The following is a 15,196-nucleotide window of genomic DNA, read 5'->3' on the forward strand; positions in this document are numbered from 1 at the left end:
AAGACATCTCCAGAAATTAAATATGCGTTACCCTAACCCTTGTAGAGACGTAGCACTGCTACGTCAAAAAAATTCTTTTTCGGAGATGTCTAGAATTCAGAATTCAGATTGACAAAATACTATATTTGCGCTTCAATCTGCCTGACTACCGTTAACGCCGAGTAACTCACCCCAGCAGTACCTTCCCCTGGATGGGTCGAGTCACCAACTAACCACAAATTTTCAATGGGTGTTCGATTGGCGAAACCAAAGGGGCCAAAAGTAGGTATTCTTTGACCAATACCGCCAACTATACCGCGATCGCGCCCTGTGAAATGGGCAAAGGTGCGGGGTGTGGCGGCTTCTTGATAAATAATCGTTTCTGGTTTGAGATAAAAGTATTCAGCAAGACGTGCGATCGCTTCTTGGGTAAACTTTTCTTTTAGTCCTTCATAATCATCAGTCTGCCACCACTGTGCAGGATCGACAAATGAAGAGGCGATAATTGTTGCTTTCCCCTCCGGTGCGCGACCATCTCCAGGATGACTGACGGAAACAAATAGGGAATTATTTTCGCCAATGGGGCCATTGACATCGTACAGAAATTGCAGGTGGGGAGGACACTCAGGCGGAATCGCGCTAGCATCTACACCCAAATACACCACAAATGCGCCCGATGCTTGGGGTAGTTTTTCCACCCGGTTTTTATATCCAGATGGCGCTTGTTCTCCCAATAACTGCACTAAGTTTTGCACGGTGACATTGCTAACTATGTGGTTGGCTGCTTCTGTCCAGACTTCGCCAGTTTTCTGATTTCTAATTACAACAGCAGTAGCTTTACCGTTTTCTACCTTGATTTGTTCTACATTATGGCGCATCAACAATTTACCGCCATCTCTCTCTAAGGATTGTACCAAGCGATCGCTCAACACCTGCATACTTCCCTGGAGGTGAAACAATCCTTGGGGCAGTTGGGATACACTCAACGCTGTAGCTGCGTAAAGTAATGCTGTCTCGTCTGCATTCACCTGGGAGTATAGTTTCAGTTGCAAATCTAAAAAAGTCCTCAGTCGTCGGTCATTTCCCAGTCCACATAAACGTAAAGCATCTCCTACGGTAAACAAGGTGAAGGGTACGGTAATTAATGTATTGGGACGTACCGCTTGGATTAGCTGCCACAAATCCCATAAATTACGCGGTGGTAGCACCGGGTCGCGTCCTTGGAATTCCCAACTGGCATCAAATAAAGTTGCCATCAATTGCCAAAACGGTTCGCTACCAGGAAACTGTTTTTGTCGTTCCGCTTTCCATTTCTCTTGGTCACGCCAAACGTTGATAGGTTTACTTTCCCCAGGTAAATACACCGCACAAGCAGGGTCACAAGGCGTTGCTGCCGGCAAATCTATTTGCAATTCTGAGAAAATGCGGTGGTGAATTCCCCCTGCTTCCAACCCCGCCACCTGAGTTGCTCCCACATCAAAGGTAAATCCTTGGCGTTTAAACGTCGAAGCACAGCCTCCTGGTGCGATCGCTTGATCTAAAATTAAGACGCTGTAACCTCTATGAGCTAATAATGCCCCAGCAGTCAGTCCACCGATTCCTGCACCAATAACCACTACATGAGATTTGCTTTTGTCAACATAAATGCTGGACATTGATATTTATCTTTATAATTCTTAATATTGCTATTCATAATTTTACAGCCTGATTGAGATTAATGACTTCATGACTACTACCCGACCAACCCGAAATTGCTAGGTGAGGGTCTTCCTCTCTGTGTTCTCTGCGCCTCTGTGGTTCGTTATCTAACCCAGAGTATGGACGCGGGGAAAATTCTTGCCTTACTTGCTCATGCGATCGCTTCTTCTGTCAGAGAAGTGATCGCAGTGCTTATTTTTAAGTCCCAGATAAGATAAAGAAGTAACATCGCTCCTCACACACAAGTAGCAATGACCTCAACCCTACGGAAACTTCCCCGTCTCAATGCCCCGACACTACACCAGTTGCCCAATGGTTTGACAATCATTGCCGAGCAAATGCCAGTTGAAGCCGTAAACCTCAACTTGTGGATTAAAGTTGGTTCTGCTGTAGAATCTGATGCCATTAACGGTATGGCTCACTTTTTAGAACACATGATTTTTAAAGGAACAGAACGACTAGCTAGCGGCGAATTTGAACGTCGAATTGAAGAGCGGGGTGCTGTTACCAATGCCGCTACGAGCCAAGATTATACTCATTACTATATAACTACTGCCCCCAAAGATTTTGCCGAGCTTGCGCCACTACAAATAGATGTAGTATCAAATGCGAGTATTCCTGATGATGCCTTTGAACGTGAGCGATTGGTAGTTTTAGAAGAAATTAGGCGTTCCGAGGATAATCCCCAACGGCGTACATATCGGCGGGCGATGCAAACAGCCTTTGATCGGCTACCCTATCGCCGTCCGGTATTGGGGCCAGAATCGGTGATTGCCGAACTGAAACCCCAGCAGATGCGGGATTTTCATGCTAATTGGTATCAACCGCAGTCAATTACTGCTGTAGCTGTGGGAAATTTGCCCGTAGAAGAATTAATTGCAACTATTGCAGAAGGATTTACAAAAGCTATTCCCCAGCCCATTACAGACGGGATTAATCGCGTCTCTCCCCTGAATCCTGAATCACCATTTACAGAAATTGTCCGTCAAGAATTTATCGATGAAAGTCTGCAACAAGCAAGGCTAGTAATGGTTTGGCGAGTTCCCGGAATGACACAGTTAGATCGCACCTATGGATTGGATGTTTTAGCCGGAATTTTGGGACATGGACGGACATCAAGACTGGTGAGAGATTTACGAGAAGAACGGGGATTAGTTTCGTCAATTTCTGTGAGCAACATGAGCAATGAACTGCAAGGGATATTTTACATTTCAGCTAAATGTGCAGTGGAAAATTTAGCAATTGTAGAGGATGCGATCGCTCAACACATTGGCAAACTCCAAACAGAGTTGGTAACAGAATCAGAAATTGCCCGTATAGGGCGGCGAGTAGCTAATAGATATGTTTTTGGCAACGAAACACCAAGCGATCGCTCTGGTTTGTATGGTTATTATCAATCTTTGGTAGGAGATTTGGAACCCGCCTTTAACTACCCAGCGATCATCCAGAGCCAAGATGCAACAAACTTGATGCAAGCAGCTAAAGAGTATCTATCTCCAGATGCTTATGGTGTAGTTTTTGTCAAGCCGTAAATTACAAATTGGGAATAGGGCATGGGGCATTGGGCATAGGGTAGATAATTAATAACCAGTACCCAATACCCACTTAACTAATCCAAAATCCAAAATCTAAAATCCAAAATTGCATGATCTGGACTCAAATCGACACCCATATTAGCCAGGTGACTGGCGAAAAATTTCAGAGTCAGCAACGGCGATCAATTGGTGGTGGGTGCATCAACCAAGGTTATGCTGTCTCTAATGGTGAGATAACCTACTTCGTCAAGCTAAATCAAGTATCCCAAGTTGCGATGTTTGAAGCTGAGGCGTTGGGCTTAAAGGAAATGCTAGCAACAGCTAGTATTCGCATCCCCAAACCAATTTGCTGGGGTACTGCTGATAATTCTAGCTACATCATCCTGGAATGGTTGGAACTTGCTAGCGGTAACGGCAACTCATGGCAAGAAATGGGACGCAAGTTAGCGGCAATGCATAAAGCTAGCAGCAGTCAAAGTTTTGGTTGGAAAATTAACAATACCATAGGTTCCACGCCGCAAATCAATACTTGGACAGCAGACTGGACAGAATTTTATATTAAACATCGCTTGGGTTATCAATTTCAGTTGGCAAGGCGGCGGGGAGGTAATTTTCCCCAGCAAGACAAGTTATTAGCAGCTATCCCTGAGCTATTGGCAAATCATCAGGTACAACCTTCCTTAGTACACGGCGATTTATGGGGTGGAAATGCTGGGTGTACTGCATCCGGGGAGCCAGTGATATTTGATCCAGCAACTTATTTTGCAGATAGAGAAGTTGATATCGCCATGACAGAATTATTTGGTGGTTTCCCCGCAGCGTTTTATAAGGGTTACAACGAAGTGTTTCCGTTAGATGCAGGTTATGAGCAAAGAAAAACACTTTATAACCTGTATCACATTTTGAATCACTTCAATTTATTTGGGGGTAGTTACGATTCCCAAGCCAATAGGATGATTGACCAGATTTTACGATAAGGGATGCGGATTGTGGTTGATTGACTTTTTTGGTTGATTACTTTGTCCTGGTGTCACAGACACGATTGGGAGATTGATGGTAGTTTATTTTTGCACAAACTCCTTTATCCCAATCGCGATACAACCCATGACACTCAATTTATATTTACTGCGACATGGAGAAACTACTTTTAGTCAAAGTGGTAATTTCTGCGGTGAAACTGATGCGGAGTTGACTTCTGAAGGTATGCAGATGGCATCCGCTTTTGCCGATGTTTATCAACAATTGAAGTGGGAAGGGGTTTATGTTAGCCCGATGAAGCGCGCAATTGCAACTGCCAAGCCATTTTGTGATGCTATCGGTATAGATATGCAGTTGCGTGACGGACTCAGAGAAGGTAGTTACGGCGAATGGGAAACTAAGAGTAAATCATTTGCCCAAGAGAATTACGCAGAAAACTATGTAAAATGGGTGACAGAACCAGCTTGGAATGCACCATTAGGTGGAGAAACTGCGGTAGATATTGCTAACCGTTCTATGCCTGTAATTGCTGAAATTCAAGAAAAACATCCCCAAGGTAATGTTTTAGTAGTTTCTCATAAAGCTACGATTCGGATTATGCTTTGCAGTTTACTGGGAATTGATTTGGGACGCTATCGCTATCGGGTGAATATTTTGGTCGCGTCGGTAAGTATGGTTAAATTTGACGTTAATGGCCCTTTGTTAGAAATATTAGGCGATCGCCATCATATACCCGATCGCATTCGCTCTCGCCCAGGAACATAATATAGCGGTTCTCGTTTGGGTGCAATACAGTCTGACCTCTCTCCAAACCTCTCTCCTAAGAGGAGAGAGGCTTTCCGCCGTAGGCGATCGCATGGGTTGACAAAGCCCTCAGTAAATAGGAGATTAATTTGATCGGGTGTGAGGATTTCTGCCTTGCCGAACCGATTTATTTTCAGAGGTTCTAGCCTATATTAGGCAAGATGTTTATCCCACAAGACTTAACTCCTGGTTTCGATATCGTATAACTGGCATAAGGTGAGGAGTTTTTGTTTAAGGCGATCGCGCAGACTCTCAGGTGATACAATCACGCAATCTTCCCAATATCGCGATACTTCTCGAATCAGCCAGAAGGGATTAGCTACTCGCCGCACCACCTGACGCACATCATTAATCATGTCATCCTCAATATCATCTTCTTTCGGTTGATAGGCTTTAGCTAGCCAACCCCGAAAGTGTAATTGCACTTTTACGTAATCAAGTTCACCCCGCCAATCACCACTTGTTGGGACAACAGACTTAATTCGCTCAAAGCTTAAGCAACGATTGTGCCAAAGTTCGGGTAATTCTGGGATATCGTTTTCTACGTCTGCTGTCTCTTCGCACCAAATCATGAGATAAAAGCGTTTCTCAAAAAAGCGCACCTCAGCGTGACGAACTTTGTAATCTAATTCCTGACCTTGAGAGTTGGAATAGAGTATGTAAAAAGGCTGTTTAGCTTTACTTAGTTCTTCTATCGTATTTCGCCATTCTTGGATAGGTTGACTAAGTTGTTTCATCAGCAATTGACGAAGAGGTGCTTCAAGATTGCCCCGTTCTAGCAAAAGTGCAAGTACAGTTTGTGCTTCTCCTATATGACCTGCATCGTTTAAGGCTTTTATTGCCTGCTGTAAGGCGTTAACTTGGTTAAGGTCAAGTGTGAAAGGCTTTCCGACCTCTACAGATTGTTGGGCGATCGCCACTATTAAGCCCGAAATACTCGGTTCTTTGCCCCAATTGATATTGAGTTGGCGAGCGATCGCTTCTAGTTGTTCCTTAGTTCCTGGCGGAATTGACAGTGTAATCGTTTCTTTTTTTCTGGGCATTGACAAAATGTACTTGCACTTTTAATTTACTTGTGCCATATTCATAGATGTAATTATAAATAGTCTAGTTGCAAAAAAGTGCAGTGACATAACTTGAGTTTGTCAGGTTATCTCAGTATAAGTACTCATCTCAAAAGTTGACCTTGCAACCTAGACTCGATTTTGGATTGGAGTATCTTTATATGTCCAAGCGTAGTCGGCTTTTGAATAATCCTCCTAAGTCTTTGGAGGAGATTTATTTCAGTGAAATTCGCCCCCAGCTTTACGAAAATCATGCACATCATCATCAGTACGGCGTGAGAACGGGTACAACCCTTGCAGAACACCTGGATTCTGCGTGTCAGTTCATTTTGACAGTTAGCCGAATCGCAGATGTCCCAGAAAATAAAAGACCTTTGCTACTAGCTGCAACTGCTGTACATGACCTGAATAAATTAGATACTCAAGGACACAATGTTAAAACCCTGGCGAGAAATCAGGAATTTTTACGAGAACAACTAGAAAAGGCTTGTGTACTTGGCTTTGTTGTCTCACAAGATGATTTGGAGTTAGTCAGAAAGCTAATTGAGCGCCATTCAGGTCATAACGTCAGCGATGGGGCAAGATTTTTACCAGAAGACCCAAATATTGAACGTTGGGCGGCGATGCTTACAGCTGCGGACTTATTTGATTTAGGAATTCCAGATGCACAACGTTTTCGCAAACTGGAAAAAGAATTAACCGTTGCTTTTGGGCGAAGCTGTAACCTTTTTAGAATTAGCATTTCTGAAGACAAAGGCTATATTACAGCCCTATTGCTCGGTGCTTGCGAAGAGGTTTTGCAAAAGTATGGGTTAAATCCTTTAGCAATTTTCCCTGATGGCGAACTTTTTGAAGGTGAAGCTTTAGCAAATGTAGATTTGACAAAAGAAATAGCTGCTGTTTGGCAAAGTAAAATTGACCAAGTTTTTGGAAATAATATCGAAAGACTTGTCAGAGCTACTAAAGATGGTATTAAGGTTTCTCATCAAGCCATCCAACAAAATATTGAGGAAGTTTTGGTAAATGTTGAGGCTCTTTTAGAAAGGAAAAAAGCTGGATACAAATCAGACAAGATTGCTAAAGATGTAACTAAGTGGGGTGAAGCGGCTGGTGCAGATGCACTAATAAAAGCGGCTGAACTTCAGTTATTACCTGTAAGTAATGCGGAAGAGTTTGCCATATCTGAAGGTTTAAAAGCAGCTTACCTTAGTTACCGTGAAGCCGGATTAAGCCCTAAAGAAGTTTGGGATAAAATCGCTCATCATACGGGTATATCGGAACTTCAGCGTATTGCAATTGAGCCGTTTAATGGTCAATATGGGCGACCTTTATTTGCTGCTAAAGCTGCTGTTAAAGGAATTGAGGGTATTAAAGAAGCTCTACAAGAATCTTTTCAACTAAGAAAGGAAAGTACACAAATATCTGAAGAAACAGAAGTATCTGAAGAAATGATTGCAGCCGTTAGCCGAATGGTAAATTTACCTTTTGCCATTCGGTTAAATGGAGTCGATGATTTAAATGCTTATGTAGAAGCAAATCCCAGACAAAGATGCTCTTTAGGTTCTACTTCTACTGATATAGATGAGCTAATTTCAGATAATATGCCTCCTGGGACAAAAGTACAAGCTTTTTCTAATCGCTTACCGGGTGGTATCAGTGCTGAACCGAAAAGACAAGCAGATTCAATTGCAGCTTTAGCTTACCAATTAATGGCAGTTGGGGCAAACTTTCCTGCTGTTAAAAAACAAGACCCGCTTTATTTGCACTTAGCATTACCTAAAGGTTCTGCTCCAGAACTATTGAGAATTTGGCGTGGACTTTTAAAACAACTTGCAACGACAAATGCTGAAGGTGGTACTGTCACTATTGATGAATTTAAATTGTATAGAGATAACCAACTTGAATTTAAAGCTAATAAAGTAGTTGGTTTAGCATTACCAAAGCGTCCTGATTTTGTTCATACATCTGTCATTATTCCTTTACTTTGGGGAGATGTTAATAATTCTTTAGCTTTACTAAAGTCACTGAGGCTTGCTTTAGAAATTTCCTTGTCTTTAGATATTGGCTTTCCTTTTACCTTGAGTAGCAATCTAGAGGTGGAGTTATTTAGTGATGTTTACGGACGAATAGAGGGAATTCCTTCTGCACTGCAAACTTTATTAGGAAATGGACAATATCAACAGCGCCAAGATGCAGAAAAAATTCTTGAGCGACTACGTTGCATTGGCAAACTAGCAACATCTGTTGCAAGTATTCAGAAAGCTGATGATTGTTTGTATGATTTGGCTCGTGCTTGTGTCAGACCAATTGAACTTTATTATGTCTTGCTACGTTGGACTCTGCGAGAACAAGACGAACCAAACTTGAGTGTTATTTGGAGTCGCATTTGTGAACCGTTAAATACTTTGTTGGAGAATCTTATGCCAAATGAAACCTCGCTTTTAACTAAGTATCTCAAAGAAGCTGCTCAAATTGCAGCACAAGGAAACCTGAAGGGAAGTTCTTTTACAAGAACTGCTCAAGCAGAACCTTTTACAGCCTTTATTGCTGCTATTCGTTCTCAAAAATCCCATCTGGATTTAGAGATAATTTTTGCTGCCTTAGTGCAGCAATATTACACTCGTCTAGACCGAATTAATCGTGAATATCGTGTAGGTGCAACAAAGTTGGATCAAGTTAAGCGTTATTACGATGTATTACAAAAACTATATGAGGAGGTTTATTCGGCACGTCCTGAAAAGTTTTTATCTGACCAAAAAACTTTAGAAGCTGCTTATTTATTCTTCCTTGAGGAAGCACGTAAACAACTTAAAAGTCAATCTGAAGATGATTCTGTCGAAACAACTACAACTGTTTAAATAATTAGGAGTTTGTCATCATGTCCATTTCAAAACTTTCCTCGGTTCTAGCAACAAGTTATGAGAACTTCCCCAAAGGACGTTTTATTACTTTAGTTGTTTTAAGGACAACCCATTCTGAAACTATCTTTCGCACAGAAGGTTCAGGTGAGCCAATGTGTAGCGAATTTGTCCAAGCTGGTTTAGAGGGTGAAAATCAAAAAACTATAATTCAACGTTTGGTAATGACTAAGCGTAAACAAGTAGCACCAGAAAGACGCTACGGACGAGAACATTTAAGAGCGCATGAGCTTTTATACACTAACCCTAAAGATGGTTCTCTTTGTTCTTTAAATACTAATGCACCTTGTGAAATGTGTGTAGATTGTTTCCTCTACGGCTTCGCGGCTGGTGGGGGTGGCGCTCAAAAAAGCCGGATTTGGACTGAAGATGCTTTTAGTATTTTACCTGCTAGTGATGTTGTAGGCGATCGCACAATAAATGCCATCTACGAAACTGGCACAATGCGCGATGAAAAAGGTAACGCCTCAACAGCTTTAAATACCAGCGAATACATCAAACCAGGCGTGCATTTTCTGGATGTCGTCACCCTAAAAGATGTAACTGCGGATGAACTGCGGTATATCATCGGTAACATTCTGTTCACAAGTCGTTATGGTGCAGTTTCCAGTCGTGTTGGACGTATGGAAAATGAGATATTAGGTGTATTTGGTAGTATTACCGAACTTCCTAGTTCTCTAGAACTTGTACAAGCTACTTATGATGTCTTAGGTAAGCCTTTAGAACACCCTTTGAATATTAATCAATTAATTACAGCCAGCAAACAAGTAATTGCTAATTGGAAAAATAAGAGAGGGGTTTCTGTGCAGTTATCTGAAGAAGAATTAGCCAATTTGCTGACTGACGTAGAAACTAATTGGTCACCAGATGAACGTGATAATTTTCTCAAGCGTTTAACGCAATCCTATGAATCCTTCCGTCAGGTTGCACCTGAGAAAAACAAAGGTAAAGGTAAAAGCAAAGGCAAAAATACACCAGTTGAAGTAGAGATTTAGGTTATGTCAACAATTCCTTTTCAGCAGGCAAAACTTGTTGAATTATACTGTCTTGAACCAGTCTTTTTTGCCTCTAGGGAGTTGTCTGATACCTATTACACTGAGGGTGTAATTGGGAATTATGCTCTTACCTATGCTTTAGGTAGAGTAAATTCCCCCTATCGCCTCCAAGGTCAGGCTACCGGACGACCAACCTACAAAGAAGATTTACAACCAATCGCACAAGATTTTTATATCTTACCAGCTTCACCAGTAGGTAGAGTGACATTCAGATTTGAACGTTTCAATGCTCTTTCTGATTCTTACTGGTATGCAATGACTAATAACCGTGTTGCTACGGCGCGGGAAGATTTACCATTACAACGCCAAGGTAAAAAACCTAGTTCATTTAGACCAAGTAATTTTCCGCAAACCGGAAGACTGCGGATGATTGAACGCAGAAACAAATTTCAAACTTTGGTATTTGGAAATAATCAATTACCAAATTATATTCGCCTTGGTAAATTCATGAGCAAAGTCAGAGTGAATGTGCTTAATGAATTTCCTGTGACTTTACTAGCAGAAGGTGAATATCAAAGTCAACATTATCTAAATGCGGCTGATTTACCACAGCAAATAGAGGCTTTAGCATTCGATTTAATTTCTATTCCTCCTGCACCCATCATTAAAAATCTGCGTTTTCGGGGTGCTGCTTGGCAAGTTGGGGAAATAATTGTACCAGCAGGGTTACATTTTTGCGGTAGAGAAAGTAACAATGAGTAATCAAAGATTAGTTATCAGATTAGAACCGCGCAGTATTTCAGCTTGTGCATCGCCAGATAAAATATCTTTCATCAGGAATGCACTTCAACATCAATTAGATGTGTTTGAACAATCTAAGGATGCAGATATTATCCTTGATTTAGCACCAACTGGTACAGGTAAAACCAACGCAGGACTAACAGTATTAAAACATCAGCCAAATAAAAGTGCTGTTTACATTGCTCCAACTAATGCTTTAATTGAACAGCAAACAGAAGCAGCAAAAAAGTTTGTTAGTGATGCTAACTTACGTCATGTCGTCAAATCTGCTTCTGCTAAAGACATTAAAAGCTGGTCTAACGATAAAGTTGGCAGTCGTTCAGGGGAAAAGCTGTATAACGTATTACGGAATCCAGCTACAGTTTTTCCTGATGTTGGGGCTAATACACCCATCATTTTAGTCACAAATCCTGATATCTTTTACTATGCAACTTTCTTTGCCTATAACAACTTGGATAGAGGTAATATTGCCAGTAGTTTTTACACAAAATTTTCAACAGTCATTTTTGATGAATTTCACCTCTACGATGCTAAACAGCTAGTAGGAATGCTGTTTTATCTTGCTTATTCTCAAGTTTTTCGCTTTTTTCAGGATGGACGCAAAGTAGTTTTGCTAACAGCAACACCAGAACCAGCTTGCGAATTAGCATTGCAGAATTTAAAACAGGCTGGTGTGAAGATAGCAAGAATTGATGGAGAAGCTGGTAATAATAACCTTTTACCATCACAAACAGCAGTTAATCTAGAATTAAGGCCAAAACCAGATAGTAAGGAAGAGTGGTTAGCAGAGTTAGCAGTAGAAATTGTCCAACGTTTTCGAGAAAGACCTGATGAAAATGGTGCTGTAATTCTTGACTCTCTTGATAATATTAATCGTCTCTCAGATTTACTTCGTCAACAAGGACTTGGTGATGACATCGGGCGTATAACTGGCCCTGCACCCAAAAAAGATAGAGAAAGGGCTATGCAGTGTCAAATTATTTTGGCTACTAGCACTGTAGATGTAGGATTTAACTTTGAAAGACATCCTCAACCGAAACGGCAAAATTTAGATTGGTTGATTTTTTCAGCACGCGATCGCGCTGCATTTTGGCAGAGAATTGGTAGAGTAGGGCGTGTTTTGGGTAAATCTGAAACTAATATTGATTCAGAAGCTATTGCTTACTTACCTGCTAATGCTTGGGAAGAAGGTTTAACCTCTCTAGATACTACTGGAGGGCGTACAGCGCTAAAAGACCTACTTGAAACACTTCCCTGTTTAGATAAGCCTTTTTTAAAAGCTTACTGGCGTTCAGAAGCATTTCTAGAAATTGCCCGTCCCTTGTTGGAATTGGAAGAAATGCTTGAAGGTTTAGCTGAGGAAAAATTGATTTTGGAGTTATTCAATACTCTAAAATCAATTTTTGAAGGAAACAGAACTTGGGATGATTATCGCTACAGAATGAAGCTTTTACGAGGCGCTGAAACTATTGCGAAAAAAACTCCCAAAGAAATCAAAAAAGATTGGAAGTATATCAAAGGTGGTCAGGCTTTTGTTAAAACTTTTATCAAAGCTAAATTTTCTGAAGATTGGGATGACTTACAAGCTGGACGTACAACTTTAGACGAATACGTAGATTTATTTAACAAAGATGAAGAGGCACTAGCTGAGTTAAAAGAATTTGCTGAAGTTTTTAGTACAAGCTATGCACCTTTATTTAGTTTTCGCTCTAGTCTGTTTGAAAGTCTTTCCATTCGTGACCCTCATGGTTTTATTCTAGATGAATCGGAGGAAACAAAACTAGATCCTTTCCACCTATTACGCTATTACGAATTTGTCCAAAATGGTGATTGTATTGAAGTCACCAGTCGTGCTACTGAAACTTATCAATTGAGTTTTGAATTACGCTACACTGATAACTGGCAAGAATTTATCAGTACAGAGTTGAACAAACTAACAGCTTTTAGAAATTGTAAAATTATCCGCACTCTTGGAGGAGGAACACGACCCACAGACGGAATAGAATCTTTGAATAGGCATCTTTTACCAGGAGTAATTATTTGCCCCAGAACAAATGCTGCTGTTATTTTTCAATTAAACAAGCAAGGAATTATTTCTTATCCAATAACCATCGTTTGTAATGATATGGAGAAAGAATATAGATTCTTTACAGGCTTGTCAGGAATTTTAACAATGGCAATGAAGTTTAAACAATTACGTCTTCCAGATGATGAGGTTTTTATTGTGTGATAAGTAATTAAATTCTCGCACCAATGGTGCGAGAATTTGTAGAACATCGATTTATAAGTATATTTCTCTCACACCCATCGTGAAACACTATCAACAACAAACCAACGCCTTCCCCAGCGATTACCTAAACAACTTGTGGGGAGAAATCCAAGCTTGTCCTTACTTTGCTATCAACAACCTCAACCGCGATTTTGTCGCCACTAAAGGATTTTCTGTAGTATTTCAGCGCTCTGGATTACCAAAAGTAGAACAGCAGTTTCCCTACTTCAAGCCTTACCTCGATTTGGCTCTCCAGCCCAATTGTAATGCTTTTTACCTCAATCCTTTACAGCTAAAAGAAGGCTCCCGCGTCGATCCGCATATCGATCGCTCTCTGCGTTCCTACAGCAAAACCATTGAACCGCCAGCGGTTGTGAGTGTGCTTTATGTGCGCGTACCGGCAGATATGGAAGGGGGAGAACTGGTATTGCGATCGCACAAACGCCAACTTGGGCAAATTAAGCCACAATTCAATACTTTAGTTTATTTTCAAGGTGATTTAACTCATTCGGTTAATGCTGTCAAAACCCCAGGAAATCGCCTAAGTTTAGTTTGTGAGCAGTATAGTTTGAGTGATACTGAACTCCAGGAAATCCCTGAGTTTACTGTAGAGTCAAGAAGCACTCAGTCTACAACCAAAAAGAGAAAGTATGCCTCATAGTTTAGTGTTGAATTTGCTACCTCAATCACCTATTCCACCACAGTATCTTACAGGTAGACATCTCCACGCCTTATTTTTAACCCTTGTTAGTTCTGTAGATACCACATTAGGCGATCGCTTGCACGATTCCACCGCAGATAAAGCTTTCACCCTCTCCCCTTTACAAATTAGTAATACAAACTCTCCCCTTTTGAAGGGAGGTAAAGGTGGATCTAAATTGCAATACTCACATCAACAACCCATTCCCGCCGGAACACCTTGTTGGTGGCGCATCTCTTTATTAGATGACACTCTATTTGGCAAACTTACCCAACTTTGGCTAAATCTTAATCCCAATCGCCCTTGGCATCTTGGCCCGGCTGACTTGTATATTACCAGCATTCAAGGCACACCCCAATCTATTCAACCTTGGGCAAATGCCAGTACTTACGCTCAATTATACGAAGAAGCTAGCGATGTCTGCGACGGGCTACGCCTACGCAATTCTTCCATTAACCTTAGCTTCTCAACACCTACCGCCTTCCGTCAAGGACAGTATGACAGTACCCTTCCTACCAGAGAATCTGTTTTCAATTCGCTACTTTCACGATGGAATAAATACAGTGGCATAGAATTTACTCAGATTGCGATCGAGTCAATATTTCCCTCATTTGTCAACATTCATACAGAAATATTAGCTGATTCCCGCAGCAAATTTATTGGCATTATTGGCGAAGTTAACTACAAGATTTTGGGACAAATTGAACCCATACAAATTAAGCAACTTAATGCTTTAGCTGATTTTGCTTTGTATGCAGGAATTGGTCGCAAAACAACTATGGGAATGGGAATGACACGACGGCTATATTCTCCATAATTCTAATAATCATTTAAAAACCATCTAAGTTATGAATCAAACTGAATATATTTATATTGCGGCATTGAATCAATATGCTTATTGTCCGCATCGGTGTTGGCGAATGTTTTGTGCAGGCGAGTTTACCGATAATCAATACACAATTGAAGGTACAAGTTTGCACGATCGCGTCCACACTACAAGCGATGTGCAGCGAGGAGAAACTTGGCAAATTCGAGCAATTTGGCTGAAGTCGGAGCAATATAAACTCATTGGCAAATCTGATTTAATTGAAGCCGAATCTGGTCAAGTTTATCCAGTAGAATACAAACGAGGACGCAAAGGCGAATGGGATAACGATGAGTTGCAAGTTTGTGCCCAAGCCTTATGTTTAGAAGAGATGACAGGACAACCTGTTACTACTGGATATATCTATTATGCCCACTCTCATCAACGGCAATTAGTAGAGATAAATCAAGAGTTACGACAAAGTGCGATCGCAACTATTGAATCTGTCACAAATCTCCTAGAAACAGGAGCAATGCCAAAACCAGTTTACAGCAAACGCTGCCAAGGATGCAGTCTTTATTCGCAATGTTTGCCCAAAGCAACTGATAAAGTCAAAAGTTATCAAGAAGTATATTAAATCATACTTTGGC

Annotated in this window: 12 protein-coding genes; 10 read left to right on the plus strand and 2 right to left on the minus strand. The window is 41.0% G+C overall.

All coding sequences use genetic code 11. From position 1 onward, the window contains the following. Positions 1–119 precede the first annotated feature (119 nt). Entirely contained in the window at positions 120–1,634 is a 1,515-nt protein-coding gene (gene crtD, locus FD723_RS23205) for a C-3',4' desaturase CrtD (protein ID WP_179067469.1), read from the minus strand. Positions 1,635–1,928: 294 nt separating this feature from the next. Here crtD and FD723_RS23210 point away from each other — a divergent pair, with 294 nt between their 5' ends. From FD723_RS23210 to FD723_RS23220, 3 genes are all read left to right on the plus strand, one after another. After that, positions 1,929–3,209 (plus strand): pitrilysin family protein, encoded by a 1,281-nt coding sequence (locus tag FD723_RS23210; protein ID WP_179067470.1) that lies wholly within the window; start codon positions 1,929–1,931, stop codon positions 3,207–3,209. Between the two features lie 116 nt (positions 3,210–3,325). Continuing rightward, on the plus strand, positions 3,326–4,189 hold the full coding sequence (locus FD723_RS23215; protein WP_179069246.1) for a fructosamine kinase family protein: 864 nt from the start codon (positions 3,326–3,328) through the stop codon (positions 4,187–4,189). A gap of 127 nt (positions 4,190–4,316) precedes the next feature. Further along, positions 4,317–4,955, plus strand: a complete 639-nt coding sequence (locus tag FD723_RS23220; protein ID WP_179067471.1) for a histidine phosphatase family protein — start codon at positions 4,317–4,319, stop codon at positions 4,953–4,955. A gap of 218 nt (positions 4,956–5,173) precedes the next feature. Here FD723_RS23220 and FD723_RS23225 read toward each other — a convergent pair whose 3' ends face one another. Further along, complete coding sequence (locus FD723_RS23225; protein WP_179067472.1) at positions 5,174–6,037, minus strand: YafY family protein; 864 nt, start codon at positions 6,035–6,037, stop codon at positions 5,174–5,176. Positions 6,038–6,219: 182 nt separating this feature from the next. Between FD723_RS23225 and FD723_RS23230 the strand changes: the two genes are divergently transcribed. The 7 genes from FD723_RS23230 (at position 6,220) to cas4 (ending at position 15,183) form a co-directional block, all read left to right on the plus strand. Further along, entirely contained in the window at positions 6,220–8,916 is a 2,697-nt protein-coding gene (locus tag FD723_RS23230) for a CRISPR-associated protein Csc3 (protein ID WP_179067473.1), read from the plus strand. A gap of 20 nt (positions 8,917–8,936) precedes the next feature. Further along, positions 8,937–9,971 carry a type I-D CRISPR-associated protein Cas7/Csc2 gene (cas7d, locus tag FD723_RS23235; RefSeq protein WP_179067474.1) on the plus strand — a complete coding sequence of 345 codons (1,035 nt, stop codon included), beginning with the start codon at positions 8,937–8,939 and terminating at the stop codon, positions 9,969–9,971. A 3-nt stretch (positions 9,972–9,974) separates the two neighbouring features. After that, on the plus strand, positions 9,975–10,733 hold the full coding sequence (gene cas5d / locus FD723_RS23240) for a type I-D CRISPR-associated protein Cas5/Csc1 (protein ID WP_179067475.1): 759 nt from the start codon (positions 9,975–9,977) through the stop codon (positions 10,731–10,733). Then, positions 10,726–13,002: a type I-D CRISPR-associated helicase Cas3' gene (gene cas3, locus FD723_RS23245; protein WP_179067476.1), complete on the plus strand. Its 2,277-nt coding sequence runs from the start codon at positions 10,726–10,728 to the stop codon at positions 13,000–13,002. The genes cas5d and cas3 overlap by 8 nt, the downstream gene beginning before the upstream one ends. 79 nt (positions 13,003–13,081) lie before the next feature. Beyond that, on the plus strand, positions 13,082–13,702 hold the full coding sequence (locus FD723_RS23250) for a 2OG-Fe(II) oxygenase (RefSeq protein ID WP_179067477.1): 621 nt from the start codon (positions 13,082–13,084) through the stop codon (positions 13,700–13,702). Next, entirely contained in the window at positions 13,692–14,558 is an 867-nt protein-coding gene (gene cas6 / locus FD723_RS23255) for a CRISPR-associated endoribonuclease Cas6 (RefSeq protein ID WP_179067478.1), read from the plus strand. Before FD723_RS23250 ends, cas6 begins: the two co-directional genes overlap by 11 nt. Before the next feature lie 31 nt (positions 14,559–14,589). Beyond that, on the plus strand, positions 14,590–15,183 hold the full coding sequence (gene cas4 / locus FD723_RS23260; protein WP_179067479.1) for a CRISPR-associated protein Cas4: 594 nt from the start codon (positions 14,590–14,592) through the stop codon (positions 15,181–15,183). The last annotated feature ends 13 nt before the right edge of the window (positions 15,184–15,196 follow it).

The sequence above is a fragment of the Nostoc sp. C052 genome, assembly GCF_013393905.1.
Lineage (GTDB): Bacteria > Cyanobacteriota > Cyanobacteriia > Cyanobacteriales > Nostocaceae > Nostoc.

Excerpts from the sequence above, each read along its gene's own strand:
- crtD (WP_179067469.1), bottom strand. The coding sequence starts at position 1,634 with ATGTCCAGCATTTATGTTGACAAAAGCAAATCTCATGTAGTGGTTATT.
- FD723_RS23210 (WP_179067470.1), top strand. The coding sequence starts at position 1,929 with ATGACCTCAACCCTACGGAAACTTCCCCGTCTCAATGCCCCGACACTA.
- FD723_RS23220 (WP_179067471.1), top strand. The coding sequence starts at position 4,317 with ATGACACTCAATTTATATTTACTGCGACATGGAGAAACTACTTTTAGT.
- FD723_RS23225 (WP_179067472.1), bottom strand. The coding sequence starts at position 6,037 with ATGCCCAGAAAAAAAGAAACGATTACACTGTCAATTCCGCCAGGAACT.
- FD723_RS23230 (WP_179067473.1), top strand. The coding sequence starts at position 6,220 with ATGTCCAAGCGTAGTCGGCTTTTGAATAATCCTCCTAAGTCTTTGGAG.
- cas7d (WP_179067474.1), top strand. The coding sequence starts at position 8,937 with ATGTCCATTTCAAAACTTTCCTCGGTTCTAGCAACAAGTTATGAGAAC.
- cas5d (WP_179067475.1), top strand. The coding sequence starts at position 9,975 with ATGTCAACAATTCCTTTTCAGCAGGCAAAACTTGTTGAATTATACTGT.
- cas3 (WP_179067476.1), top strand. The coding sequence starts at position 10,726 with ATGAGTAATCAAAGATTAGTTATCAGATTAGAACCGCGCAGTATTTCA.
- cas6 (WP_179067478.1), top strand. The coding sequence starts at position 13,692 with ATGCCTCATAGTTTAGTGTTGAATTTGCTACCTCAATCACCTATTCCA.
- cas4 (WP_179067479.1), top strand. The coding sequence starts at position 14,590 with ATGAATCAAACTGAATATATTTATATTGCGGCATTGAATCAATATGCT.